Source organism: Enterococcus avium (assembly GCF_002891025.1).
GTDB classification, from domain to species: domain Bacteria; phylum Bacillota; class Bacilli; order Lactobacillales; family Enterococcaceae; genus Enterococcus_A; species Enterococcus_A avium.
In genome coordinates, this window is record NZ_NBSL01000002.1 from 2,075,242 (window position 1) to 2,099,839 (window position 24,598).

Consider the following 24,598-nt stretch of genomic DNA (forward strand, 5'->3'; position numbering starts at 1 on the left):
TTCAATATAATTTTTGCTATGAAATAATTTTAAAATAATTTCACATCCCGAAAACCATGCGGGATATAAGTTTTTCTTCCTACTTCGAACTTATTATGTTGTTTCGAAAGCGACCTGAAAAAGCCGATCGTCCATCCTTCGATCGGGCTGGTCAATCGCCATTTGGATTTTTTCGGCGTAGGCCTTGCCTAATTCTTCGTATGGCTGACGAACGCTTTTTATTTGAGGACGAAGGATTTGTGTGACTTCACCGCCATCAAAGCCAATAATCGTGATGTCCTGATTCATCTTCTTCCCGCTATCATATAGCGCTTGGTAACAGCCGATCGCCAGCATATCGTCACAACAAAAAATCGCACGAACGTCCGTCTCTTTTAACAAATCAATCGTTCCTTGATACCCTCCAGCTATCGTCAAAGGCATCTGCTTAATGTATTTTTCTTCTATTAATAGATCATGATCCTTCAACGCCTGGCAATAAGCATCAAAACGTTCTGTCAGATGATAGTGCTCAGCATTATCCATAATAAAAGCAATTTTTTCATGACCTTCTGTGATCAGCCATTCGATTGCACGATAAACACCAGAATATTCATCCAGCTTGATGGTCCCATAAAACCCTTCATTCAAACCGCGATCAGCAAAAACGACCGGAATCTCTTGAAAACGTCCACGTTCGATGATTTTCTTTCCCTGGTAATCATTTGGCGTGAACAGAAAAATTCCTTCGACTGCAATTCTTGCTAGTTGATTCAATAATTCCTGTTCCTTAAAAAAATCATGATCTGATTCACAGATAATCAGATAATAGCCCTGCTTTTCCAATTGCTCTCTGATTTTTCGGACAATCGCCGAAGCAAACTGTTCCGAAAAATCCGGAACAATCACGCCGATCGTCTTCGATTTTTTCGCGATAATATTGGAAGCAAAATAATTTGGGGAATAATCTTGCTCTGCAATCACCTTTAATACCCTTTGTCTCGTCGCTTCGCTAAAGCGGCCGCCCTTTTGATTGAGAATCTGAGACACTGTCGTCACTGAAACCCCTGCTAAGCGAGCCACCTCTTTCATTGTGATTTTCATTTTCCACCTCAATCTAGCTTGGTTTACCTTTTCTTAAGAAAATTTCTGGTGATTTCCATGATTTTTTCGTATAGAATTTTCTGATTTTTTACAACAAAATTTCAACATTGCAACTTTAAGCAGCGCTTTCAAAATAAGACATGATAAAAACCTGCCAAAAACCTTATCAGTACGCTGTTTTTAATTATTCTTAAAAGAGATTAAGTATTTCAAAAACACACGTTCGGTTATTTATTGTCACATTAATACATTACACTGTAACGTATTGTCACTGGTTTATAACCCACGCAATCTGAAACGATGGTAAAGTATCACTCGTAGTCGAAATGACTGATTTACATTTAAAAACTTTTTTGGAGGAATTTACATAATGAAATTTGGAAAAACTCTTGTACTTACGACTTTACTAACAGCTGGCGCGGTATTTGCACTAGGGACAAACGAAGCACATGCAGCAGAAAACTACACAGTTCAAGCTGGTGATACCTTATCAAAAATCTCAATCAAATTTGCTGGCGATAACAGCTTGGTTGATTCAATTGCTAAAGAAAACAAAATTTCTAATATTGACATGATTTTTGAAGGTCAAAACTTAACGATCGATACAGACGCTAAGGGCAATACAACAGTAGCACCAGTTCAAGAACAAGCAGCTCCTGCTCAAACAGCGCAAGCACCCGTTCAAGAAACTACACAAACAGCTGCTCCTGTACAACAAGCCGCTGCTCCTGCTGCTGAAGCTTCAACACCAGCTAGCACAAATGCAGCGAAAGAATGGATTGCACAACGTGAATCTAGCGGTTCATACACTGCGACTAACGGCCAATACATTGGACGTTACCAATTATCAGCTTCATACTTAAATGGTGACTACTCTGCAGCAAACCAAGAACGTGTAGCCGACCAATACGTGACTTCTCGCTATGGTTCATGGGAAGGCGCTCAAGCATTCTGGCAAGCAAACGGCTGGTACTAAGTCGATAGAAGAGCCTTTAAAAAACCCTCAAATGAGGGTTTTTTTTATTTTTAGAAGCTCTGTCTTATGGCGACAGATAATTCATCAACGGTTGCAACAATTCGATCTGCTTGTGCTTCAATCATTTCATTGCGCTCTCCAAAACCATAGAGCACGCCAATGCTCTTGATCTGATTGGCTTTGGCACCAATGATATCAAATTTTCGGTCACCGATCATTACAGCGGGAGTTTCTTCCAATTGAGCTAACGCATAGGCAATCACATCCGTTTTATTTGACCGTATACCGGCTAGATCCGCGCCGAAAATTCCTGAAAAATACTTAGATAAGCCAGTATTTGCAATAATCTGCTCGGCATAAAACTCCGGCTTTGATGTCGCTATAGCTAAATAGTAATCCGGAGCTAGTGAAGCAAGTACCTCTTCGATACCATCATAGACAGATAATTGCTTGATTCCCTGTTCTGCATAGTATTCGCGATAAATCTGCACCGCTTTATCTGCTTCTGCTTCCTTCAAATCATATAGCTGTTTCAATGTATCCGTTAAAGGCGGTCCGATAAAACTATGTAACGTCGCCTCATCAGGAATAGCTAAGCCCTTTTTTTTCAACATATAACACACACTATTTATGATTCCTTCACTTGAATCCGTCAATGTTCCATCTAAATCAAACAATACAATCTTTTTCATCCTCTACCTCCTGCTTCCATCCTACTGATTCCTCTGACAAATATCAACCTAAGGCAATATTCTTGCTAAAAAAATGGACAACACTTATACTTACTTTTAGTAAGGAATTAGGAGGAATTTATTATGGATACACAAATTCGCGGATTACACCACGTTACAGCTATAACTTCCAGTGCCGAAAAAAATTATCGCTTCTTCACGGATATTTTAGGCTTACGTATGATTAAAAAAACCGTCAATCAAGACGATATTGAAACCTATCATTTATACTTTACCGATGACACTGGTGCTCCTGGAACAGATATGACATTCTTTGACTTCCCACGGATTCCCAAAGGAACAAAAGGAACCAACAGCATTTCACGTACGGGCTTTCGTGTTCCAACCGATGCTTCATTGGAGTATTGGGCACAACGCTTTACAGATTTAGCTGTCGCTCATGGAGAGATTAAGGAGCGTTTTGGCAAAAAATACCTTGAATTTCATGATTACGATGATCAATTGTTTCAATTAGTGTCCGATGAAAAAAATCACGGCGTCGCTGGCGGAACACCATGGAAAAATTCAAACGTTCCTGCTGAACACGCGATTTTCGGATTAGGACCTACGATTGTAACTGTGGCAAAATTTGACCATTTAAAATTAGTTTTAGAAAATCTTCTAGGCTTTAAGGAAACAGCTGCTGAAGGTAGCATGCATCAATTTGAGGTAGGCGAAGGCGGCAATGGAGCAACCATCATTGTCGATGACCAGCCAGACATGATTCCAGCACAAGAAGGCTACGGCAATGTACACCATTTAGCTTTACGCGTTGCTGATGATGACGCTTTGCGGGATTGGATCGAGAAAATCAACGCCTTAGAATTCCCAAATTCTGGTTTTGTCGATCGTTTCTATTTCCAATCAGAATATTTCTTAGCAGCACCGCATGTTTTGTTTGAGTTAGCAACGGATGGGCCAGGCTTCTTGCAGGATGAAACCTATGAGCACGCAGGGGAGAATCTTTCCTTACCACCTCATTTACAGTCAAAACGAAAAGAAATCGAAGAGTACGTTCGGCCATTCGACACATCTGATGCCAATAAAAAACGTCAATAAGGAGAATACTATGCTCTTCTATTCAGCTAAAGAACTGACGGCCAAACAACATTACAAATTTTTAACAGGGAGTATCATTCCCCGTCCAATCGCATGGATCACGACAATCAATCAAGAAACAAACATCGTGAACGCTGCTCCTTTTAGCTACTTCAATGTTGTCGCTAAAGATCTACCATTAGTCAGCCTTTCGATTAACCGTAATAATCAAAAGATCAAAGACACCGCGCGTAATCTGCTTCAACAAAAAGAAGGAGTCATTCATCTGGTAAACGACAAAGTTTTAGCAGAAATGAATCAAACCTCTGCTTCATTACCTGCTGACGAAAGTGAGTTGGCAAAAATGTCTCTCACTTTAGTGGATAGTCAAGAAGTCACAGTACCGGCGATCTCAGATGCTCCGATTCGATTTGAAGTTCGTTTACACCAACATATCCCTGTTAAGGATCATAATGATACTATTATTAGCGACCTGTTTATCCTAGAAGTCTTAAACTATCACTTTGAAGAAAACTTGTTTGATCCAGAGAACGAATACATTGATCCATTGACTTTTGATCCACTTGCTCGTCTAGCTGGCGCTACATATAGCCATATCGCGGGTACATTAGACCTCGAAAGACCTAACTAAATAAGGAGTGAGCTCAATGAGCTCACTCCTTATTTTCACGTAAATCAATCATTTGTACATTTCCATCAATCATACCACTAGGACCCTTCAATTTGATTAAGGACATCCTTGGATCGAAAGTTAATGTCATCTCATCTTCTAAGTATAACTTGGAATGTTCTTTGATCGCAATACTGCCAATATTACTTTCAATGTCTAAGTTATAATCTGAATGATCCTGTTCCTTATCCAAAATCAATAATCGAAAACTAATATTCAATGCACAACTTCCAGATTTAGAATACTGACCCACACCGTCATCCAAATCTAAAACAATTCGACTATCTTGATACTTTTTAAGACGTTCTACCAAATCATCCGCTATATTTATATACATAATTCTCATCACCTCAGTTAGAGCATAGCACGATTTTACCAATCATCTAAATACTTTGCTCACAATCGAATAGATGAGGTTGTGACAGAAGTGGTCAGCTTCAAGAAATAAGAAGGAATTTCCGAAGAAGCTCCTTCTGGAACACCGTTTATTCGGAAAAAGAAGCTATGACAAGACTTTTGTCACAGCTTCACTTCTCACAACACCATACATACGAGTCTGCATAGGGTAATTCAATTTATATTAACAGTGTGTACTTTTAGAACAGAAATACCTCTTGCATTTGCACTTTTATAGTTGCTGACCGATGTGTTGTCTCACCACATCAGACTTTCACCACCTAAATTGTCGTCCCATGCCAAGTGCACAAAAAAAAGACAATCTACAAGAGATTGTCTAGAACTCCGGCAGTAGGACTCGAACCTACGACATCATGATTAACAGTCATGCGCTACTACCAACTGAGCTATGCCGGAATAATATGCGTGGCGACGTCCTAATCTCACAAGGGGCAACCCCTCACTACAATCGGCGCTAAGAAGCTTAACTTCTGTGTTCGACATGGGAACAGGTGTATCCTTCTCGCTATCGCCACCACACTACTATTTAATTGAGTAAACGTCGTTCACTCAAAACTGGATCAGAAACATTCAAACATCCGTGAATCAATTTTTGGTTAAGTCCTCGATCGATTAGTATCAGTCCGCTCCGTACATCACTGCACTTCCACTCCTGACCTATCTACCTGATCTTCTCTCAGGGATCTTACTTTCTTAAAGAAATGGGAAATCTCATCTTGAGGTGGGCTTCACACTTAGATGCTTTCAGCGTTTATCCCTTCCCTACATAGCTACCCAGCGATGCCTCTGGCGAGACAACTGGTACACCAGCGGTAAGTCCATCCCGGTCCTCTCGTACTAAGGACAGATCCTCTCAAATTTCCAACGCCCGCGACGGATAGGGACCGAACTGTCTCACGACGTTCTGAACCCAGCTCGCGTGCCGCTTTAATGGGCGAACAGCCCAACCCTTGGGACCGACTACAGCCCCAGGATGCGACGAGCCGACATCGAGGTGCCAAACCTCCCCGTCGATGTGGACTCTTGGGGGAGATAAGCCTGTTATCCCCAGGGTAGCTTTTATCCGTTGAGCGATGGCCCTTCCATGCGGAACCACCGGATCACTAAGCCCGACTTTCGTCCCTGCTCGACTTGTAGGTCTCGCAGTCAAGCTCCCTTGTGCCTTTACACTCTGCGAATGATTTCCAACCATTCTGAGGGAACCTTTGGGCGCCTCCGTTACTCTTTAGGAGGCGACCGCCCCAGTCAAACTGCCCATCTGACACTGTCTCCCACCACGATTAGTGGTGCGGGTTAGAGTGGTCATAACACAAGGGTAGTATCCCACCAGCGCCTCTGTCGAAACTAGCGTCCCGACTTCTACGGCTCCTACCTATCCTGTACATGTGGTACAAACACTCAATATCAAACTGCAGTAAAGCTCCATGGGGTCTTTCCGTCCTGTCGCGGGTAACCTGCATCTTCACAGGTACTAAAATTTCACCGAGTCTCTCGTTGAGACAGTGCCCAAATCGTTACGCCTTTCGTGCGGGTCGGAACTTACCCGACAAGGAATTTCGCTACCTTAGGACCGTTATAGTTACGGCCGCCGTTTACTGGGGCTTCAATTCGTACCTTCGCTTACGCTAAGCACTCCTCTTAACCTTCCAGCACCGGGCAGGCGTCAGCCCCTATACGTCATCTTTCGATTTTGCAGAGACCTGTGTTTTTGATAAACAGTCGCTTGGGCCTATTCACTGCGGCTGATCGTTAGATCAGCACCCCTTCTCCCGAAGTTACGGGGTCATTTTGCCGAGTTCCTTAACGAGAGTTCTCTCGCTCACCTTAGGATTCTCTCCTCGACTACCTGTGTCGGTTTACGGTACGGGCCATTGTTTTCTCACTAGAAGCTTTTCTCGGCAGTGTGACATCAGGAACTTCGGTACTATTATTTCCCTCCCCATCACAACTTGTCCTTAGAGATGTAAGCATTTGACTCACATCAAGACTCATTGCTTGGACAGACATTTCCAATCGTCTGATTCCTTAGCCTCCTGCGTCCCTCCATTGCTCAAACAAAAACAACGGGTACAGGAATATCAACCTGTTATCCATCGCCTACGCCTTTCGGCCTCGGCTTAGGTCCCGACTAACCCTGGGCGGACGAGCCTTCCCCAGGAAACCTTAGTCATTCGGTGGACAGGATTCTCACCTGTCTTTCGCTACTCATACCGGCATTCTCACTTCTAAGCGCTCCAGTAGTCCTCACGATCTACCTTCAACGCCCTTAGAACGCTCTCCTACCAACACACCATTGGTGTGTTCCACAGCTTCGGTAAACTATTTAGCCCCGGTACATTTTCGGCGCAGGGTCACTCGACTAGTGAGCTATTACGCACTCTTTAAATGGTGGCTGCTTCTAAGCCAACATCCTAGTTGTCTGTGCAACCCCACATCCTTTTCCACTTAATAGTTATTTGGGGACCTTAGCTGGTGGTCTGGGCTGTTTCCCTTTCGACTATGGATCTTATCACTCACAGTCTGACTCCCAGAGATGAATGGATGGCATTCGGAGTTTATCTGAATTCGGTAACCCGAGATGGGCCCCTAGTCCAAACAGTGCTCTACCTCCATCATTCTTACTCTGAGGCTAGCCCTAAAGCTATTTCGGAGAGAACCAGCTATCTCCAAGTTCGTTTGGAATTTCTCCGCTACCCACACCTCATCCCCGCACTTTTCAACGTACGTGGGTTCGGTCCTCCAGTGCGTTTTACCGCACCTTCAACCTGGACATGGGTAGATCACATGGTTTCGGGTCTACGACCACTTACTCATTCGCCCTATTCAGACTCGCTTTCGCTGCGGCTCCGTCTTTTCAACTTAACCTCGCAAGTAATCGTAACTCGCCGGTTCATTCTACAAAAGGCACGCTATCACCCATTAACGGGCTCTAACTTGTTGTAGGCACACGGTTTCAGGATCTATTTCACTCCCCTTCCGGGGTGCTTTTCACCTTTCCCTCACGGTACTGGTTCACTATCGGTCACTAGGGAGTATTTAGCCTTGGGAGATGGTCCTCCCGGATTCCGACGGAATTCCTCGTGTTCCGCCGTACTCAGGATCCTCCTAGGTGCCAGTCAAATTTTGTCTACGGGGCTTTTACCCTTTCTAGCAGACCTTTCCAGGTCCTTCGACTATCTCACTGGACTACCATATCGGAGTCCTACAACCCCAAGAGGCAAGCCTCTTGGTTTGGGCTTTTCCCGTTTCGCTCGCCGCTACTCAGGGAATCGATTTTTCTTTCTCTTCCTGCAGGTACTTAGATGTTTCAGTTCTCTGCGTCTACCTCTAATCAGCTATGTATTCACTGAAAAGTAACATCCTATAAAAGATGTTGGGTTTCCCCATTCGGAAATCTCCGGATCAAAGCTTACTTACAGCTCCCCGAAGCATATCGGTGTTAGTCCCGTCCTTCATCGGCTCCTAGTGCCAAGGCATCCACCGTGCGCCCTTATTCACTTAACCTTATCTTGACTTTCGTCAAGGGTCTTACTAATTCCCATGAGCGATCATGTTCTTTAGTAATAAATAAGCAATTGAACTTATTAAAAAACTCATTCAACGCGGTGTTCTCGGTTTGTTTAAAATTGTTTCTGTATCCAGTTTTCAATGAACGATTTGAGAGTAGACCTCTCAAAACTGAACGAATAAAACATTCCTGTGTAGTTTCCGTAACGTTCATCTTCGATGAACTATTTCCTTAGAAAGGAGGTGATCCAGCCGCACCTTCCGATACGGCTACCTTGTTACGACTTCACCCCAATCATCTATCCCACCTTAGGCGGCTGGCTCCAAAAGGTTACCTCACCGACTTCGGGTGTTACAAACTCTCGTGGTGTGACGGGCGGTGTGTACAAGGCCCGGGAACGTATTCACCGCGGCGTGCTGATCCGCGATTACTAGCGATTCCGGCTTCATGTAGGCGAGTTGCAGCCTACAATCCGAACTGAGAGAAGCTTTAAGAGATTAGCTTAGCCTCGCGACTTCGCGACTCGTTGTACTTCCCATTGTAGCACGTGTGTAGCCCAGGTCATAAGGGGCATGATGATTTGACGTCATCCCCACCTTCCTCCGGTTTGTCACCGGCAGTCTCGCTAGAGTGCCCAACTAAATGATGGCAACTAACAATAAGGGTTGCGCTCGTTGCGGGACTTAACCCAACATCTCACGACACGAGCTGACGACAACCATGCACCACCTGTCACTTTGCCCCCGAAGGGGAAGCTCTATCTCTAGAGTGGTCAAAGGATGTCAAGACCTGGTAAGGTTCTTCGCGTTGCTTCGAATTAAACCACATGCTCCACCGCTTGTGCGGGCCCCCGTCAATTCCTTTGAGTTTCAACCTTGCGGTCGTACTCCCCAGGCGGAGTGCTTAATGCGTTAGCTGCAGCACTGAAGGGCGGAAACCCTCCAACACTTAGCACTCATCGTTTACGGCGTGGACTACCAGGGTATCTAATCCTGTTTGCTCCCCACGCTTTCGAGCCTCAGCGTCAGTTACAGACCAGAGAGCCGCCTTCGCCACTGGTGTTCCTCCATATATCTACGCATTTCACCGCTACACATGGAATTCCACTCTCCTCTTCTGCACTCAAGTTTCCCAGTTTCCAATGACCCTCCCCGGTTGAGCCGGGGGCTTTCACATCAGACTTAAGAAACCGCCTGCGCTCGCTTTACGCCCAATAAATCCGGACAACGCTTGCCACCTACGTATTACCGCGGCTGCTGGCACGTAGTTAGCCGTGGCTTTCTGGTTAGATACCGTCAAGGGATGAACATTCTACTCTCATCCTTGTTCTTCTCTAACAACAGAGTTTTACGATCCGAAAACCTTCTTCACTCACGCGGCGTTGCTCGGTCAGACTTGCGTCCATTGCCGAAGATTCCCTACTGCTGCCTCCCGTAGGAGTTTGGGCCGTGTCTCAGTCCCAATGTGGCCGATCACCCTCTCAGGTCGGCTATGCATCGTTGCCTTGGTGAGCCGTTACCTCACCAACTAGCTAATGCACCGCGGGTCCATCCATCAGTGACGCAAAAGCGCCTTTCAAACCGAAACCATGCGGTTTCGATTGTTATACGGTATTAGCACCTGTTTCCAAGTGTTATCCCCTTCTGATGGGCAGGTTACCCACGTGTTACTCACCCGTTCGCCACTCCTTTTCTTTCGGTGGAGCAAGCTCCGGTGAAAGAAAAAGCGTTCGACTTGCATGTATTAGGCACGCCGCCAGCGTTCGTCCTGAGCCAGGATCAAACTCTCATAAAAAGTGTTTGAAACAGTCTTGCGACTGTTAAGCTCAATTGTAATAATTGACTTGCTAGCATATTGCTTGCTATGTTGTTTGCTTCTATATAATAGAAGCGCCCTACACATTTGGTTTGTTTTATTCGTTCAGTTTTCAAAGGTCTACATTGTTCGTTGCTTTGTTTCAGCAACTTTTATATCTTAACAGGTTACCAAGCAAATGTCAATAACTTTTTTGAAGTTTTTTTAATTTCAAAATTCATCGTTCGGCTTTTGCTGTATCAGCAACGTTTATTAATTTACCATTTAATCATTCCATGGTCAACTATTTTCTTCAAAAAAAAGAAACTTATTATTCATAAGCTTCTTTTTCAGGTTTATTCAAATAATGGTACACCTTCAATTTCGATTGTTCCAAGGATTTTTCTGACGCTGTCTGGACTCTCCCAAGCAAATCCTTCGGGGAGCTCTGTAGCTTCTTCACTAGTCATTTCAAATACATATAACGGCAAACTAGCACCGTGTGATTGTGTATTCGTTAATTCGACTAGCCGAATATTATTAACATTAATATGTAGTGTCGCCTTCAAGAAATTCAAAAAACTAGCTAAAACGGTGTTTTCGGCTTTGGTATCAGTGCGAGCAAATTCTTTCTCTTTTCCTATTTCGTGAACTAAAAAACGCTTCGATCCATCTTCTAAATGCAACATGATTGTTCCTGACACTTGTTTTGTCACAATTTTCACCTCTGCAAAAGCTAATCGTAAATCGGAATCATTGTATCACGTTTTCAGAAAAAAAGATATTCTTTGCATAAAATAAGCCTTAATTTTCAACTTGTTCTTTCAATAGAAAATCGATTGCCTCATCCGTCCAAGCGGGCATGTTTTTCTCTAAGGAGCGGAAGCCGATATTTTTATTGCGATTTGTAAAGTAACGTTTCCGATGGTAAGGCACTTCAGCGGAATGCTCTGCCAACGTTCGCAAAGATAAACTGATCTTCTTAGTATATTCATCAATATCAATAACTTGTACCTTCACCACTTGTCCAACCTCTAAAAAGCTGTGTATGTTTTTTGTGTAACCAGACTGTACCTCTGATATGTGGACTAATCCTTGTGTCTGAGCATCTAATGAGATGAACGCACCATATGGCTGAATACCTGTGACTTGCCCTTCGATAATATCTCCAATTTTATATCCCATTCATTTCCCTCTTTTCGCATGTTTCATTATACTGTATTTATAAACAAAATTGAAGTTAGCCATCAGGAGGAAGAGAAATGACAAATTTTGAACAACCGATCGATCGCCTTGGCTCTAACAGCGTCAAATGGGATGCGATCCTTAAGTCCTATAATGAAGAGAACCTTTTGCCGTTGTGGATTGCCGACATGGATTTCAAAGCGCCCGCCGGCGCCTTACAAGCCTATCAAAAATTGTTAGAACATGGAATCTTAGGTTACGCTGATACACCTGATACACTTTATACCGCTATCAGCAATTGGGAGCAGGAACATTTTAAGCTTGCCGTAAGAAAAGAAGAGATTCTTTTTTTCTCTGGTGTCTTAGCAGGAATTACTACAGCGATTCAAGCCTTCACAAAGCCAAATGACGTAATTTTAATCCACGATCCTGTTTACCCTCCTTTTGCAAACATCATTACGACGAATCGTCGGCAATTGGTTCGAAGCCAATTAGTCGAGGAGAATGGACATTTTGTAATGGACTTGGCTGACATGGAGGAAAAATTCAAACAACACCAGGTAAAAGTTATGATTTTATGCAATCCTCACAATCCCGGTGGAAGAGTTTGGACGAAGAAGGAACTCTATCAATTAGGCGAACTTTGCCAAAAATATCAAGTGCTTGTCTTAAGCGATGAGATTCATCAGGATTTAGTGTTTCCGCCGAATAAAATGACTTCATTTTTTAATGCAGGCGATGGCTTCAGCGACTTTAGCTTACAATTTACTTCGATGACAAAGACCTTTAATCTAGCGGGAATCAAAAATTCCGTTGTTTTTGTCAAAAATGAGAAACTGCGCAGCCAATTAATCCGTAAGCAAGAAGAGAACTTTCAACAAGAAATCAATACCTTTGGTTTAGTCGGTATGGAAGCGGCTTATGAAACGGGTGAAGAATGGTTAGCCGAACTACTACCTTATATTCAATCCAATATTACTTATACAATGAACTTTTTCCAAGAACAGCTGCCAAAGGTAAAAATCATGAAGCCTGAAGGAACCTATCTATTATGGTTGGATTTTTCGGAATATGATCTTTCTGATAAGGAATTAGAAGAGCGCTTCGTCCATAAAGGCAAGGTTGTCTTAAATACAGGGGTTAGCTATGGGCCAAGCGGGAAGCAGCATATGCGTTTGAATGTCGCCTGTCCGCGAGCAGTTTTAGAAGAAGGCTTAAACCGAATCGTAAGAGCATTAAGTTAAATTAAAAAAGGTTCCCTGCTCAATTTGCGGAGCAGGGAACCTTTTCTAATCATTCTTATTATTCAGTAACCTCGATTGATTCGATGACAACATCATGCACAGGCTTATCTTGCGCGCCACGTTTTACAGCACCGATGCTATCAACCACGTCCATACCTTCAACAACATGACCAAAAACAGTATGACGGAAGTCTAACCAAGGAGTTCCGCCTTGTTTATAGGTTTCAACGATTTCTCCCGGGAATCCAGCTTCTTCTAATTGTGCCATCATATTAGCTGGCACATTTTGATTGTTCACGATAAAGAATTGACTGCCGTTTGAGTTCGGACCAGCATTTGCCATTGATAATGCGCCACGCAGGTTAAATAGATTTCGTGAAAACTCATCTTCAAATTTCTCACCGTAAATACTTTCGCCACCCATACCAGTACCAGTTGGGTCGCCCCCTTGGATCATGAAATCAGGAATGACACGGTGGAAAATTACGCCGTCGTAATAGCCCTTCTTCGCTAATTCGATAAAGTTCTTAACTGTCTTTGGTGCTTCTTCAGGAAATAGTTGAACCGTGATATCACCCATATTAGTTTTGATCGTCGCTTTAGGACCTTTTTCTTCTGTTAAGTTTAATTGTGGAAATTGAGTCACTTCAATGTCCTCCTTTATTTTTTTGCTGTGTCCATCATAACAAACTTTTTGCGTTTTGCCACCTTTACAAGCCAAGCGTTTCTTTCTCTCTCATTTATTTGTTACAATCGATGGAAAGAAAGGGTGTTGATATGGAAATTTTTGATATAACCATTGTGGGTGCAGGACCAGTCGGCATGTTTGCGGCATTTTACGCTGGGATACGCCAAGCGAAAACAAAGCTGATCGATAGTTTGCCACAGCTAGGCGGACAGCTGACGACACTTTACCCTGAAAAAAATATTTACGACATTCCTGGATTCCCGATCGTTAAAGCGGCGGATCTGGTAAACAATTTGGAAAAGCAATTACGGACTTTTTCCCATACTTACTGCTTAGAAGAAGAAGTTTTGGAATTGAAGCAGCATGAGGACTATCTTGAATTAATTACCACGAAGGATACTCACTATACAAAGTCAGTAGTGCTGGCTATCGGCAACGGCTCCTTTCAGCCAAGACGATTAATGATCGCTGATGCGGATACATTTGAAAATCACGGAATTGATTATTACATCAATGATCTGATGAAATATGCCGGCAAAAAAGTGGCCATCGCTGGCGGCGGGGATTCTGCGATCGATTGGGCATTAATGCTAGAGCCAATCGCTGCTGAAGTTTCGATCATTCATCGACGAGATACCTTCCGAGGACATGAGCACAGTGTTGAAAAACTAAAGGAATCGTCCGTCAATATCTACACGCCTTATATTCTTAAAGAACTTCATGGTGAACAGGATTTGGAAGATTTGACTTTACAAAAAGCAAAAAGTGATGAGACAATTACTTTAAATGTGGATTACTTGATCGTCAATTACGGCTTTTCTTCTTCTTTGGATCATTTAAAATCGTGGGGACTAGAAAGCACACGGCAGGCGATCCTAGTTGAATCGGATATGCGCACGTCAATTCCTGGCGTCTATGCCTGCGGAGATATTTCTACCTATGACGGCAAGGTGAAATTGATCGCCACAGGAATGGGAGAAGCTCCGACTGCTGTCAATAATGCCCTGCATTATATAAATCCCAAAAACCGCACGCAGCCTGGACACAGCACCAGCCTATTTCCACAAATCTAGCTTCAGCTGGAGGTTGTGTCGTGCAATGTCAGCTGCACAAACTAAAAAGGAGGTACAATATGGTATTCGAAACGACTGCTCTTGAGCAAAAAGCACGTGAACTTCTTGAGGAACGCGGAGTCACTATTAGAGATATTGCAGACTTGGTGTTCTTTTTACAAAAGGATTATATTGAAAAATTGGACATCGAATTATGTATCCATAGTGTGAATCGCGTATTGACCAAGCGAGAGGTACACAACGCCATTATCACGGGGATCGAGCTGGATAAGTTAGCCGAACAAAAAAAGCTGGATTATCCTTTACAAAACATCCTTGAAGAGGATGAAGGCCTTTATGGAATCGATGAAATCATGGCTCTGTCGATCGTCAACGTTTATGGTTCTATCGGCTTCACAAATTATGGCTATATCGATAAAGTGAAGCCTGGAATCTTGAAGAAGCTTAACGAGCACGATGGTGTGCATGTTCATACTTTTTTGGATGATCTCGTTGGTGCGATCGCCGCGTCAGCTGCCAGTCGTCTAGCGCACGAGCATCCTCGCAAATTAGATTCAATCGTTAAATAAGGACAACAAAAAAAAGAGCTTAACGCTCTTTTTTTAATGCCCTTTTACCAAAATAGATCGGTAATAGATAAAAAATTTCTAGCAAGATAAAAAATAAAATGAAGCAATGCAGGAAAAATGTCTCTGGCAGCACATTAATGATCGGGTCCGTTGCCGGATTAAAAATCCATGCGTCATTGTTGAAAAAGACCCCATGAAACATCACGAAGAAGCGATCAAAATTCACTGCCATCAAAAACGCGATCACGATCGGTACAACAACCGCAATGCGGAATGGCTGGATCAGCTTCCACAGACACTGTTGTTTCATTAACTGACGTATATAAAGTATGCTGGGCACGACTGTTACCAATAATAAGCCGTAATTCAGTAAGAACAGCTTTTTGACTTCATAAAAATGCAATGCGCCGCTAGATGAGACTGGAAAGTCTGTCATTTTAAGTGTCTTTATCCAAGGCAAATTCAAATAGCGCATTAATTGATCAAAGTTATGCAGCAGCTCTTTTTCAGAAAGTGATGTATAATCCAACAAGTCTAACTGTCCGATATCAAACTGATAGAGCCAGCGGGCATTAATCGTCAGCGTAATCGCCAGTGTCAGCAAAGTCACTAGCAGGCAAATCAATCCAATGCGTTCTAGCCACTTATTCTTCATTGAAACGCCACTCATCTAACGAGTCCACTAAATAAGTCGGCGGTACTGGCAAAGTCGGTACATCTGCCTTTTGAGTAAAGCCTGACAATACCAAGAGAGTATCAATTCCATTATTGATTCCCGCTAAGATATCGGTCGTGTAATTATCTCCCACCATCAGCACATTTGCTTTTTCCATACCTAAGGTTTCTACTGCTTTCTCCATAATGATCGCTTCTGGCTTGCCAATATAGATGGCCTTTTGTTGCGTGGAGGCTTCGATCATGGCAATCACCGAGCCAGCGCCCGGCAGCAGACCACGTTCAGTTGGGATATTTTTATCAGGATTTGTTCCAATAAAGGTCGCACCCTTTTGAATCGCCAAGGTTGCCACGACAAACTTCTCATAAGTAACGTCCGTGTCCAATCCCACCACTACATAATCAGGTGTCTCTTCCTCCCAGACATATCCCGCAGCTAAAATCGGTTCAATCAAGCCTGGTTCACCGATTACATAGACCTTCTTGCCTTTATTTGCATCATTCAAATAATCAATCGTGGCAAGTGTCGCAGTATAGACTGTCTCTGGTCCCACATGGATCGAGAATTCATTAGCCAATCGATTGGCTACTGTCTCTGGTGTTTTTGTCGTATTGTTGGTCAAAAATAAAAATGGAATCTGGCGCGCCTGCAATTGCTCAACAAAGCGGCGACCAGCAGGAATCGGCTCGCTTCCGCGATAGATCGTTCCATCTAGGTCAATCAGGTATCCTTCGTACATCCTATTACTCTTCCCTTTGACGAATTACAAAGCGTTCGTCTTTTTCTTTTGTCTTTGTAGGTGTTTCCTTTTTTGGCTGACGGTTTTTGATTACTGGTTTTTTCTTTGGCTTATTGGTTACTGGAACTTTTTTCTCCTCCACGTATGCTTGAGATTTGTCCTTCCGCTTGCGTTTGCGTTTTTTTCGCGTTTGCTGGCGTTTTCCGCCTGTCCGTTCCAAGACAAAATAAGCACAACCAAAATTGCAGTACTCATACAAATAATCTTCTAATGTATCAATCCGCTGCTCCGGTAAGCTTTTTCGATCGTCTTCGCGGAAAAAGCCCTTTAAGCGCAACTGGTCATAGCCCCAGTCACCAACAATGTAATCATAGCGTGTCAAGACCTCACTAAAGCGTTCACCTAAACGTTCGGCATCAAAGCCTTCACGATAATTTCTAACTAAGCGGTATTGGCGTTCGCCAATCAAAAGATTACTATCATCGACAAATACGACGGTTTCACCTTTTTTCTTTTCTTCAGCGGGTGTCTCAACGATTTCATCTAAGACCTCAGCCAATTCTTCTGTGACTGTTTTTTCTGAATTGTTTTTCTGTTCTTTTTTGTCTCTTTTTTCTTTTGCCATCGTTTCACCACCTGTTTGCTATTATACCTTGTTTTTATTTGATTGGATAGTGAGTGTGGAGATAGTCCCCCAAAACACTGCGAATAAAATCAGGGAATAAAAATTCATAACGCCCCGCAATTTCGATTGTCGGAAAAAATGGAACAAACATATAATGATCGACAGTCGCCAGCGTATAGTCCAGCTCCGGATCAACCGGTTCTCCTAACCAACGAACCTGATGATTCACTCCATCATATTCGATGCCATCATAAACCAGATGACCAAAAATTTTGCCGCGAAAGCCCATCCCTATCACAGGAAAATTGATTAAGAAATGGCGATTCTTTTCCATTTCTAAAACCAGCCGAATCAAATTATTACCATCCAGTGTTACTTTGATTAGATGCATGGGATGCGGCAATGCTGTGTGCAGCTGATCTTGATTCACGATCCCAGCAGGAATATCCGTTAAAAATAATCCTGAGTTCAACACGGCTGCTTCTGTCTTAGCTGCTTCCTTTACGGCGGCCAATGTATAATCGATCATCGGATGCGCCGTTTGCAGATTTGTACTCATGGTAAAGGGAATGTTCGCGACTTCCTTATCTGCTAATAATCGGTGTCCTTCTGTCAGGTATCCGTCAATTTCTTCTTGGTCCTCAGGCAGCTCCAGCATCTTTTCTGTAGGAAAGGTACGAGCTGAAGTTTTCTGGATGCGGTGTTTATCATCAAGTGTCACATGAACTTCGCCCACATAATAACCGTATTTCCCCGCCGCTGCTAGCTGCACATCGCCAATCTTTTCTCCCGTTTCAAATAAATGATGCGTATGAGAACCTAGAATCACATCAATTGCCGGCAGCTCTCGTGCGATTTGCCGATCAACGCTAATTCCCAAATGACTCATCAATACGAGCACATCAACTTTCGGACGAAGCTCCGATACAAGATCTGGCAAAATATCCATAACCTGGCGAATGTCCCAGCCATTGGGATTGTAGGTTAGTGGGAAGGGGGCAGTGAAGGCCAGCAATCCAACCCTCGTTCCCTGTTCGGTCGTAATAATTTTAGATTGTTGTGCCCATTTTGGTGGCTGCAAGGTCTGCTTATCGAAGAGATTATCTAAAAGAATATCGAAATTCGCCTGATCATACAGCTGATTCAGTTCCGCCTTTGAGTTTCCCACGCCCTCGTTATTTCCAATAGTCGCCGCGTCGTAATGAATTTGATTCATTAATTGAACATTGGCTTGGCCATTAGTCGCTTCTGTCAAAGGATGCCAGCGATCAACAAAATCCCCTAAATCAACGGTAATAATTCGCTTATTCGCTGTTTCCTCCTGTTTGCGGTTCAGTAAAAAACGGCGAAGCTTTGGCCAATTCTCTAAATGGGAATGAAGATCATTGGTATGTAAAAGAATAATTTTTTCCATTATTCTACCTCTTTTCAACTCTTCTTGTTCCATCTATAGTAACATATAGCTCAAGAAGGCTGAACGAACTCGTTCGCTAAAAAAGCAGGTGAAAGTATGAAGTTTGACTCTATTCTCGGTACGATTTGGCTAGATGCTAGTCCCGATGCCTTAATTGGGGTTTCTTATACACCAATTGATGAAAGCCCCTTAGCCAACCAAGAAATTCTACAAACAGCAAAGAAACAGCTCTTGGAATTCTTAGCAGGTGCTCGCAAGGAATTTAATGTGCCCTATGCTTTTACATCTGGAACAGCCTTTCAGCAAAAAGTTTGGCAGGCGTTGACAGAGATTCCTTATGGCGAAACGTGCAGCTACCTGACGATTGCTGAGAAAATTCAAAGTCCCAGAGCTGTTCGTGCGATTGGACAAGCCAATCGCAACAATCCCTTGCCAATCCTCGTTCCTTGCCATCGCGTCATTGGGAAAAATGGCAAACTGGTCGGGTATTCCGGTTCGAGTGAAGAAGGTCTAAAAATCAAAGAGCAGTTACTCGTGATTGAGAATCCGACTCTGCAGGAAATCACTCTTTTCTAAATAAAGAAGATACCGTTGTTGAAGATAGGCAATCAACAACGGTATCTTTCTTTAGCTTGATGCCGACGAAGCTGCTGCTTCATCCTCCTTCACACAATCAATCGCAATAACCAGCGAAATGATTAACTCTTCTAATGATTCATCTAAAATCGTAATCTCGTACGTATCGCCCCACGAAATCCAGCGCTTGTTTATCTCCGCAATCTTTCGTCCTTTTCGTGACACGTCAAAATCCATATCCCACCAGTTGCCATCAACCGTCACATCTTCAGCTGAAATCGAGTATTTCGCTTTGAAGAAGCTCAACTGTTTGGAAATCTCAATCGCTTCTTTCCCATTAATCTCGACAAAAAATTTTGGCAAAAGACTAATTGTCTTCTTAGTAATTCGACTGACTTCTTTCCCTTGTTCATTTTCAACACTAAAGGTTTTGGGAATCTTCATAAAGCTGCCCTTAACCGAATAGTGCAGCCGTTGATCCTCATCAACCACGGTGAACTTTTCACCAATACTAAAAACCTTCTGTTTAATGTATAACTTCTTCATTCTCTGGCCTCCTATTTTTCTGATAGATCCCCTGTATTAATCACTGGCTGGGTTCCTTTATCGGTGATGATGGAAACCAGCAGATTATTGATTAACTGAACTTTCCGATCATCTGTAAACTGAATGTCCTGACCGTTTTCGATTTGTTCCAGTGCCATTTGCGTCATCGTAACCGCGCCTTCAACAATTGTTTGTCGGGCAGATAATATGGCTTTAGCTTGTTGTCGCTGCAGCATCGCATTGGCAATTTCAGTGGCATACGCTAAATGATTCAAACGCGTCTCGATTACCTCAACACCAGCCATCGCTAAACGTTCTTGTAATTCCTCAGCTAATTCTTCTGATACCTCCGTCGTATTTCCTCGCAACGTTAAATCATCGTCATTGAATGTGTCATAAGGATATTGCGTCGCGATATGACGAATCGCTGTTTCACTTTGAATCTCAACAAAATCTAAATAGTAATCGACATCAAATAACGCTTTGGCCGTATCCACCACTCGAAAAACCACGACTGCTGAAATTTCGACGGGATTTCCATCAGAATCATTGACCTTTAATAATGAGCTATTGAAATTTCTTACCTTCAAAGACACCGGGATTTTTCGCGTCAACGGCGTTGTAATGAATAAGCCGTTTGCTTTGATGGTTCCAAGATACTTTCCAAAAAACAAGACTGCCTTCGCTTTATTCGGCCCAACGATTGTTAAAGAACTTAAAAATAAGCCAGCAATAATCCATAGAAGAACGCCTAAAAAGATCAAGCCGAAACTTTCCTTTGTACTGCCAGCAAAAACTCCCCAGCTACCAATTCCAATAATTACAATTAAACCTACTAAACCTAAATACCCATTGATATGAAATGCCTGCTTCTCTTTCATCGTCGCACCCCCAAAATTTAATATCTTCAGTTTACGCTTATTTTGAAAGAGCTTCAATTAATTCTGACTTTCTATAAAAAGTCTATAAAAAAAGAACTGCCATCCAGACAGTCCCTGTTGATTTGGTTAAAAGAAAAAGCAGACCAAAAAGTCTGCTGTAATGTCATCTATATCAGACACATGCCGGATCCTACTTAGTGCTGCTTCCTTCCAGACCTGACACAATTCACAGGCCCGGCATTGTCCTGCCTTTCGGCAAAAAATAGTATAACAAACTCTACTCGTTTTGGCTAGTCTTTTTTTTCCGTGCTCGAATGGCGCGGAAAAAATTGGTCAATAGCGTTCCACATTCCGCCTCCAAAATACCGCCCTCAACGTACGCGCGATGGTTGAAACGCTCATCTGTTAATAAATTCATCAACGTTCCCGCTGTACCACCTTTAGGATCGTACGCTCCAAAATAAACTTCTTCCACCCGCGACAAAATCATCCCGCCGCTGCACATTGGACAAGGCTCCAGCGTAACAAATAGCTGACACTCTTCCAATCGCCAGCTGCCCAAATGACGACAGGCCTCGCGAATAGCAAACATTTCTGCATGACTTGTCGCATCCTGACTGTGCTCTCGTAAATTATGGCCGCGACCAATAATTTCTCCTTTATGGACAACGATCGCACCAATCGGGACCTCCGCGATTTCTTCAGCCTTCTTGGCTTCCTTGATCGCTTCTTCCATAAAATATATTTTCTCTTCTTCCGTCAACTGACTTTCACGTTCCATTTCTTTCCTCACTTAACTTCTCTTGATTGCTGATCAACTTACTTTAGCATAAGTTTTTCAGCAAAAAAAGATGCGCCATCACTGGCACATCTTCTTACATTACTTTGTCTACTAAATCCATCAATCGGTCTTTCAAATCCTCGGTCGTATCTTTGATGGAATCACCATAGACCGATACGCGCTTTTTTCCGCTCTTGATCTTGTCTAAAATACTCATGATGTTATCTAAATCTTCATCTGAAAGTTTATCAACGATCGCTAGCAGTGTTTCACTGCCGTCAAACTTAGCATTCACAAAACGCTTTACTTTACAGCGATTCGAAACATGACGAGCCTTTTCAATTAGCTTCCCAGAAGCGACTACAGCAGTAGCAGTGCTGGCTGCGACAATGACGCCTACTCCGATTTTGACTTTGGTCGATCTTTTCATGGTATCAGCTCCTTTATTTAATGATACCACACTCTTAAAAATATCAGTAATAAGAACTACTTGTGATTGAAAGCGCACGCTTCATAGGCTTGAACACAAAAAAATAAAAACCGACAAGTCGTCGGTTCTTAATCGCGGCTCCGATTGCCAAAAAGCAATACCAGTCGTAATAATTGTAGAAATGTTGCTAATGCTGCTGCGACATAAGTCAGCGCAGCTGCCATTAAAACTTTTCGAGCGGCTGCCAGTTCATCTTCTGCCAGCATATTTCCTTCACGCAAAATACTCAATGCACGTCTTGATGCATCAAATTCGACGGGCAAGGTTACAAGCTGAAAAACTAGCGCTAATGAAAACGCCAAAATCCCGACATTAATCAATGTTTGGTTCCAGCTCATAATGACACCTAACATAATCAATGGAAAAGAAAGCGTCGAACCGATATTGGCTACAGGTACAATCGCTGCCCGTAATTTCAACGGAAAATAATTTTTGGCATCCTGCACGGCATGTCCGCACTCATGCGCCGCCACACCAATAGCGGCCACCGACGTCGATTGTGCCGTTGCTTCAGATAAGCTCAACAGTTTATTCCCGCTATTATAATTATCGGTCAGATTTCCGGCAATTTGCTGGACTCCGACATCTGTAATTCCTTGACTGCGCAAAATGTATTCAGCTGCTTGAGTCCCTGTAACACCCTTGCTGCTGCGAAACTCATCGTATTTGCGGAACGTCGAATTGACATAAGCAGAAGCAAGTCCAGAGATGACCAGTCCGGCGATAACTAATAGAAACGTGGGATCTAGAAAATTATAAAATGTTCCATACCCATACATAAACATTCTCCTCTAATCAAAGATAATTGTGCTGTTTGAAATAAACAGTTTCCTAAGCTTAGTTTAGCATGAAAGCCATGAATTTTTTATGAAAACGGCTCTAAGAATCTCTCTAGCTTATAACTTCTTAACAAATTCAGACTTCAGCTTCATGGGGCCAAAGCCATCGACTTTACAATCAATGTTGTGATCGCCTTCAACTAAACGAATATTTTTAACCTTCGTTCCCTGTTTGATGGCCCCAGAAGCACCTTTGACTTTCAAATCCTTAATAACGGTCACACTGTCACCGTCTTGCAATGGATTGCCATTGCTATCTTTAACGACTAATCCCTCTTCCACATCTTCGCTTTCAGACCATTCGTGACCACATTCTGGGCAAACAAATAAGCCGCGATCTTCATAAGTGTACTCTGACTGACACATAGGACAATTTGGCATACTTTTCCTCCAATAAATTTATTTTCTCTAAACATTTAGTTTAGCGGAAAATCTGGAACTTGAAAAGTCTTTCCTAAAAAATCCACGTTATTAGAATGCATCAACCCAGTAAGCTCGCTGATTCGTAAACTTTCGCTACCAACAAACAGAGTAGCACCGCCAAAACAGCATGCTATTTCCTTTTGTTCCTTTTCCGGTTCTTACTCCGCCCCAGCGCATTATTCACTCTATTCTTCAGCTTTCTACCGTCTCGATTGCTCTGAATCTGTTCTTCACTTTTGCCTAAACGTTTATAAGACGTATCTGGTTGGTCCAACAGCTCATTGGCTTTATTCCCAGATGCTTTTTTCTTCAGTTCAGGATTCGGCGACGGACTGTCGGACGTGTTGGTATTTTTCGGCAGACTCGTAGGGCTTGATTGGTTTTTCTTCAGGGTAGTATTTTTCCTTAGAGAAGTGTTGTTACTTGAAGCAGTCTGCTTCGTCGCTTCTTTAGGCAAAGTAGATACTGATGCAGATGACTGCTTTTTATTAGTCGCGGCTACCGTTTTTTCTTTTTCTGGGGGTTGTTCAGCAGCGATGTTTTCCGGTTCCTTCGCTGTTGGTTTGGTTTTTTGACGGGAATTATGAGATGTCGCAATGATTTTTCCCGGTGTTTGATAACTCACATAGGTTTCGTATTTCCGCACATCAGCTGTGTCAAAAATACTCAAGGTCGTCAATATATTCAACACTTGAATCGTTTGCGATTCACTAAAAGTGGAGTCGGTATCACGAATCGTCAACTTGTGTTTTTTCCCAATAGTATCTTCAAAAACGGCTTCTACACGATAAACAAGACCCTCAATCCGATTATCGAGTGTCCCAGTTTGTTCTAAATAGCCTTTATTTACACGCGCCTCTTCCGTTTGCGCAAGGTAGGTTGTATGATTGCCAAATAGGCGATTTACTACTGTTTGCCATTCGTTTTCGGTGAAATAGTCTTCAAAATAGGGCAAATATTGGCGCATGACAGCAGTTGGTTCAACTGTAAAATAAACCTCTTGAATCAAGGCTTGGATCAGCTCCGAAAAGCTTCCTATGCAGAAAAAGCTCCGTACAAGGATCGCGACTCCGTACTCAATCAAGGAATCCACATCCTGTGTTTGAGCATAGTAGGCGCGTACTCGTTTCTCCAAATTCTCAGCTTTCATTAGAAATAACTGTCTCTCAGCTAGTTTTGCCACATTCATTGTCTACCCCTCCGTATTTATAGCGCTTTCATTTTTTAACACTCATAATAATATAACAATGAAAAGAGTATTGTAAATAGAAAGCCGAAATATCTTTTTTTAAAAATTCTAAAGAATTTGAAGAATGACATTTTATATATTAAAAACTTTCCTAAATTGAATTTTAGTTATTAATAAAGAAATATAGTAATTTTAAAAACTTTATATAAACTCACTTTTTATATATTCGTTAATTAGTCTTGCTTTACCGCTTCATACCTCAAAACCTGACAATGATTTGGATTGTTTTCTTTCAACTACCTTCACGCTGGATGTACGTCTGTGGCTTAATAAGAAAGACTTCACGCACACGCTCAGCTTTTGAGCACCAATCCCCAGCAGTCTTAGTGAGATGATTGCCGGAATGAAGGTTAGCAGCAACT

Annotated in this window: 24 protein-coding genes, 1 tRNA gene, 3 rRNA genes and 1 other RNA gene; 7 read left to right on the top strand and 22 right to left on the bottom strand. The window is 42.6% G+C overall.

Translation table 11 applies throughout. From position 1 onward, the window contains the following. Positions 1-93: 93 nt before the first annotated feature. Positions 94-1,083, bottom strand: a complete 990-nt coding sequence (locus AUF14_RS10560) for a LacI family DNA-binding transcriptional regulator (RefSeq protein WP_049219880.1) — start codon at positions 1,081-1,083, stop codon at positions 94-96. A gap of 370 nt (positions 1,084-1,453) precedes the next feature. Between AUF14_RS10560 and apf the strand changes: the two genes are divergently transcribed. Then, a complete protein-coding gene (gene apf, locus AUF14_RS10565) occupies positions 1,454-2,059 on the top strand; it encodes an aggregation-promoting factor (protein ID WP_048720777.1) in 606 nt (201 codons plus the stop codon). A gap of 50 nt (positions 2,060-2,109) precedes the next feature. Here apf and AUF14_RS10570 read toward each other — a convergent pair whose 3' ends face one another. Beyond that, positions 2,110-2,751: an HAD family hydrolase gene (locus tag AUF14_RS10570; protein ID WP_016181185.1), complete on the bottom strand. Its 642-nt coding sequence runs from the start codon at positions 2,749-2,751 to the stop codon at positions 2,110-2,112. Between the two features lie 123 nt (positions 2,752-2,874). Here AUF14_RS10570 and AUF14_RS10575 point away from each other — a divergent pair, with 123 nt between their 5' ends. Beyond that, on the top strand, positions 2,875-3,849 hold the full coding sequence (locus AUF14_RS10575; RefSeq protein WP_102866033.1) for a ring-cleaving dioxygenase: 975 nt from the start codon (positions 2,875-2,877) through the stop codon (positions 3,847-3,849). Positions 3,850-3,859: 10 nt separating this feature from the next. Continuing rightward, positions 3,860-4,480 (top strand): flavin reductase family protein, encoded by a 621-nt coding sequence (locus tag AUF14_RS10580; RefSeq protein ID WP_049221465.1) that lies wholly within the window; start codon positions 3,860-3,862, stop codon positions 4,478-4,480. 22 nt (positions 4,481-4,502) lie between these two features. On the opposite strand, the gene AUF14_RS10585 is transcribed toward AUF14_RS10580, so the two are convergent. The 7 genes from AUF14_RS10585 to AUF14_RS10615 form a co-directional block, all read right to left on the bottom strand. Then, positions 4,503-4,856, bottom strand: coding sequence for an iron-sulfur cluster biosynthesis family protein (locus AUF14_RS10585; RefSeq protein WP_016181182.1), 354 nt, complete (start codon positions 4,854-4,856; stop codon positions 4,503-4,505). 402 nt (positions 4,857-5,258) lie between these two features. Then, a tRNA-Asn gene (locus AUF14_RS10590) sits at positions 5,259-5,332 on the bottom strand. Between the two features lie 7 nt (positions 5,333-5,339). Next, positions 5,340-5,455, bottom strand: a 5S ribosomal RNA gene (gene rrf, locus AUF14_RS10595). Between the two features lie 73 nt (positions 5,456-5,528). Continuing rightward, a 23S ribosomal RNA gene (locus tag AUF14_RS10600) occupies positions 5,529-8,440 on the bottom strand. A 239-nt stretch (positions 8,441-8,679) separates the two neighbouring features. Next, positions 8,680-10,238, bottom strand: a 16S ribosomal RNA gene (locus tag AUF14_RS10605). Together the 16S, 23S and 5S rRNA genes with 1 tRNA gene alongside form the textbook arrangement of a ribosomal RNA operon. A gap of 356 nt (positions 10,239-10,594) precedes the next feature. Then, positions 10,595-10,957 carry a hypothetical protein gene (locus AUF14_RS10610; RefSeq protein WP_171030593.1) on the bottom strand — a complete coding sequence of 121 codons (363 nt, stop codon included), beginning with the start codon at positions 10,955-10,957 and terminating at the stop codon, positions 10,595-10,597. Positions 10,958-11,042: 85 nt separating this feature from the next. Further along, complete coding sequence (locus tag AUF14_RS10615; RefSeq protein ID WP_016179825.1) at positions 11,043-11,423, bottom strand: CvfD/Ygs/GSP13 family RNA-binding post-transcriptional regulator; 381 nt, start codon at positions 11,421-11,423, stop codon at positions 11,043-11,045. A 77-nt stretch (positions 11,424-11,500) separates the two neighbouring features. On the opposite strand from AUF14_RS10615, the gene AUF14_RS10620 reads away from it, so the two are divergent. Beyond that, complete coding sequence (locus AUF14_RS10620) at positions 11,501-12,667, top strand: MalY/PatB family protein (protein ID WP_102866034.1); 1,167 nt, start codon at positions 11,501-11,503, stop codon at positions 12,665-12,667. A 58-nt stretch (positions 12,668-12,725) separates the two neighbouring features. Here the strand turns inward: AUF14_RS10620 and AUF14_RS10625 are convergent, their stop codons facing one another. Further along, positions 12,726-13,313, bottom strand: a complete 588-nt coding sequence (locus AUF14_RS10625) for a peptidylprolyl isomerase (RefSeq protein ID WP_049218898.1) — start codon at positions 13,311-13,313, stop codon at positions 12,726-12,728. Positions 13,314-13,444: 131 nt separating this feature from the next. On the opposite strand from AUF14_RS10625, the gene AUF14_RS10630 reads away from it, so the two are divergent. Both AUF14_RS10630 and AUF14_RS10635 read left to right on the top strand, forming a co-directional pair. Then, positions 13,445-14,428: an NAD(P)/FAD-dependent oxidoreductase gene (locus tag AUF14_RS10630; RefSeq protein ID WP_048719062.1), complete on the top strand. Its 984-nt coding sequence runs from the start codon at positions 13,445-13,447 to the stop codon at positions 14,426-14,428. 59 nt (positions 14,429-14,487) lie between these two features. Further along, positions 14,488-14,997 (top strand): phosphatidylglycerophosphatase A family protein, encoded by a 510-nt coding sequence (locus AUF14_RS10635; protein ID WP_016179821.1) that lies wholly within the window; start codon positions 14,488-14,490, stop codon positions 14,995-14,997. A gap of 19 nt (positions 14,998-15,016) precedes the next feature. On the opposite strand, the gene AUF14_RS10640 is transcribed toward AUF14_RS10635, so the two are convergent. The 4 genes from AUF14_RS10640 to AUF14_RS10655 are packed head-to-tail and all read right to left on the bottom strand — an operon-like array spanning position 15,017 to position 18,451. Further along, the gene (locus AUF14_RS10640) at positions 15,017-15,652 is read right to left on the bottom strand and encodes a TIGR01906 family membrane protein (protein WP_016179820.1); all 636 of its coding nucleotides are present in this window, start codon (positions 15,650-15,652) and stop codon (positions 15,017-15,019) included. Beyond that, on the bottom strand, positions 15,642-16,412 hold the full coding sequence (locus tag AUF14_RS10645; RefSeq protein ID WP_016179819.1) for a TIGR01457 family HAD-type hydrolase: 771 nt from the start codon (positions 16,410-16,412) through the stop codon (positions 15,642-15,644). Before AUF14_RS10645 ends, AUF14_RS10640 begins: the two co-directional genes overlap by 11 nt. A gap of 4 nt (positions 16,413-16,416) precedes the next feature. Further along, positions 16,417-17,037: a YutD family protein gene (locus AUF14_RS10650; protein ID WP_016179818.1), complete on the bottom strand. Its 621-nt coding sequence runs from the start codon at positions 17,035-17,037 to the stop codon at positions 16,417-16,419. Between the two features lie 34 nt (positions 17,038-17,071). Continuing rightward, on the bottom strand, positions 17,072-18,451 hold the full coding sequence (locus AUF14_RS10655; RefSeq protein ID WP_016179817.1) for a bifunctional metallophosphatase/5'-nucleotidase: 1,380 nt from the start codon (positions 18,449-18,451) through the stop codon (positions 17,072-17,074). 96 nt (positions 18,452-18,547) lie between these two features. Here AUF14_RS10655 and AUF14_RS10660 point away from each other — a divergent pair, with 96 nt between their 5' ends. Continuing rightward, entirely contained in the window at positions 18,548-19,027 is a 480-nt protein-coding gene (locus AUF14_RS10660; protein ID WP_016179816.1) for a methylated-DNA--[protein]-cysteine S-methyltransferase, read from the top strand. A gap of 51 nt (positions 19,028-19,078) precedes the next feature. On the opposite strand, the gene AUF14_RS10665 is transcribed toward AUF14_RS10660, so the two are convergent. The 8 genes from AUF14_RS10665 to AUF14_RS10700 form a co-directional block, all read right to left on the bottom strand. Then, positions 19,079-19,573 (bottom strand): LURP-one-related/scramblase family protein, encoded by a 495-nt coding sequence (locus AUF14_RS10665; protein WP_016179815.1) that lies wholly within the window; start codon positions 19,571-19,573, stop codon positions 19,079-19,081. 11 nt (positions 19,574-19,584) lie between these two features. Beyond that, positions 19,585-20,454, bottom strand: coding sequence for an SPFH domain-containing protein (locus AUF14_RS10670; RefSeq protein ID WP_048720345.1), 870 nt, complete (start codon positions 20,452-20,454; stop codon positions 19,585-19,587). A 167-nt stretch (positions 20,455-20,621) separates the two neighbouring features. Continuing rightward, an RNA gene (ffs, locus tag AUF14_RS10675) (signal recognition particle sRNA small type) lies at positions 20,622-20,705 on the bottom strand. A 26-nt stretch (positions 20,706-20,731) separates the two neighbouring features. After that, positions 20,732-21,235 carry a tRNA adenosine(34) deaminase TadA gene (gene tadA / locus AUF14_RS10680; RefSeq protein WP_016179812.1) on the bottom strand — a complete coding sequence of 168 codons (504 nt, stop codon included), beginning with the start codon at positions 21,233-21,235 and terminating at the stop codon, positions 20,732-20,734. A gap of 94 nt (positions 21,236-21,329) precedes the next feature. After that, positions 21,330-21,665 carry a hypothetical protein gene (locus AUF14_RS10685; RefSeq protein ID WP_016179811.1) on the bottom strand — a complete coding sequence of 112 codons (336 nt, stop codon included), beginning with the start codon at positions 21,663-21,665 and terminating at the stop codon, positions 21,330-21,332. Positions 21,666-21,793: 128 nt separating this feature from the next. Next, positions 21,794-22,504 carry a zinc metallopeptidase gene (locus tag AUF14_RS10690; protein ID WP_016179810.1) on the bottom strand — a complete coding sequence of 237 codons (711 nt, stop codon included), beginning with the start codon at positions 22,502-22,504 and terminating at the stop codon, positions 21,794-21,796. Between the two features lie 117 nt (positions 22,505-22,621). Next, a complete protein-coding gene (locus tag AUF14_RS10695) occupies positions 22,622-22,945 on the bottom strand; it encodes a zinc ribbon domain-containing protein YjdM (RefSeq protein ID WP_016179809.1) in 324 nt (107 codons plus the stop codon). Positions 22,946-23,117: 172 nt separating this feature from the next. Beyond that, a complete protein-coding gene (locus AUF14_RS10700; protein ID WP_016179808.1) occupies positions 23,118-24,176 on the bottom strand; it encodes a hypothetical protein in 1,059 nt (352 codons plus the stop codon). Between the last annotated feature and the right edge of the window lie 422 nt (positions 24,177-24,598).

Coding starts and splice junctions, on each gene's coding strand:
- AUF14_RS10695 (WP_016179809.1), bottom strand. CDS start 22,945: ATGCCAAATTGTCCTATGTGTCAGTCAGAGTACACTTATGAAGATCGC.
- AUF14_RS10700 (WP_016179808.1), bottom strand. CDS start 24,176: ATGAATGTGGCAAAACTAGCTGAGAGACAGTTATTTCTAATGAAAGCT.
- AUF14_RS10580 (WP_049221465.1), top strand. CDS start 3,860: ATGCTCTTCTATTCAGCTAAAGAACTGACGGCCAAACAACATTACAAA.
- AUF14_RS10660 (WP_016179816.1), top strand. CDS start 18,548: ATGAAGTTTGACTCTATTCTCGGTACGATTTGGCTAGATGCTAGTCCC.
- AUF14_RS10650 (WP_016179818.1), bottom strand. CDS start 17,037: ATGGCAAAAGAAAAAAGAGACAAAAAAGAACAGAAAAACAATTCAGAA.
- AUF14_RS10575 (WP_102866033.1), top strand. CDS start 2,875: ATGGATACACAAATTCGCGGATTACACCACGTTACAGCTATAACTTCC.
- AUF14_RS10645 (WP_016179819.1), bottom strand. CDS start 16,412: ATGTACGAAGGATACCTGATTGACCTAGATGGAACGATCTATCGCGGA.
- AUF14_RS10635 (WP_016179821.1), top strand. CDS start 14,488: ATGGTATTCGAAACGACTGCTCTTGAGCAAAAAGCACGTGAACTTCTT.
- AUF14_RS10640 (WP_016179820.1), bottom strand. CDS start 15,652: ATGAAGAATAAGTGGCTAGAACGCATTGGATTGATTTGCCTGCTAGTG.
- AUF14_RS10615 (WP_016179825.1), bottom strand. CDS start 11,423: ATGGGATATAAAATTGGAGATATTATCGAAGGGCAAGTCACAGGTATT.
- AUF14_RS10685 (WP_016179811.1), bottom strand. CDS start 21,665: ATGAAAAGATCGACCAAAGTCAAAATCGGAGTAGGCGTCATTGTCGCA.
- AUF14_RS10655 (WP_016179817.1), bottom strand. CDS start 18,451: ATGGAAAAAATTATTCTTTTACATACCAATGATCTTCATTCCCATTTA.
- apf (WP_048720777.1), top strand. CDS start 1,454: ATGAAATTTGGAAAAACTCTTGTACTTACGACTTTACTAACAGCTGGC.
- AUF14_RS10670 (WP_048720345.1), bottom strand. CDS start 20,454: ATGAAAGAGAAGCAGGCATTTCATATCAATGGGTATTTAGGTTTAGTA.
- AUF14_RS10620 (WP_102866034.1), top strand. CDS start 11,501: ATGACAAATTTTGAACAACCGATCGATCGCCTTGGCTCTAACAGCGTC.
- AUF14_RS10570 (WP_016181185.1), bottom strand. CDS start 2,751: ATGAAAAAGATTGTATTGTTTGATTTAGATGGAACATTGACGGATTCA.
- tadA (WP_016179812.1), bottom strand. CDS start 21,235: ATGGAACGTGAAAGTCAGTTGACGGAAGAAGAGAAAATATATTTTATG.
- AUF14_RS10690 (WP_016179810.1), bottom strand. CDS start 22,504: ATGTATGGGTATGGAACATTTTATAATTTTCTAGATCCCACGTTTCTA.
- AUF14_RS10585 (WP_016181182.1), bottom strand. CDS start 4,856: ATGTATATAAATATAGCGGATGATTTGGTAGAACGTCTTAAAAAGTAT.
- AUF14_RS10665 (WP_016179815.1), bottom strand. CDS start 19,573: ATGAAGAAGTTATACATTAAACAGAAGGTTTTTAGTATTGGTGAAAAG.
- AUF14_RS10630 (WP_048719062.1), top strand. CDS start 13,445: ATGGAAATTTTTGATATAACCATTGTGGGTGCAGGACCAGTCGGCATG.
- AUF14_RS10560 (WP_049219880.1), bottom strand. CDS start 1,083: ATGAAAATCACAATGAAAGAGGTGGCTCGCTTAGCAGGGGTTTCAGTG.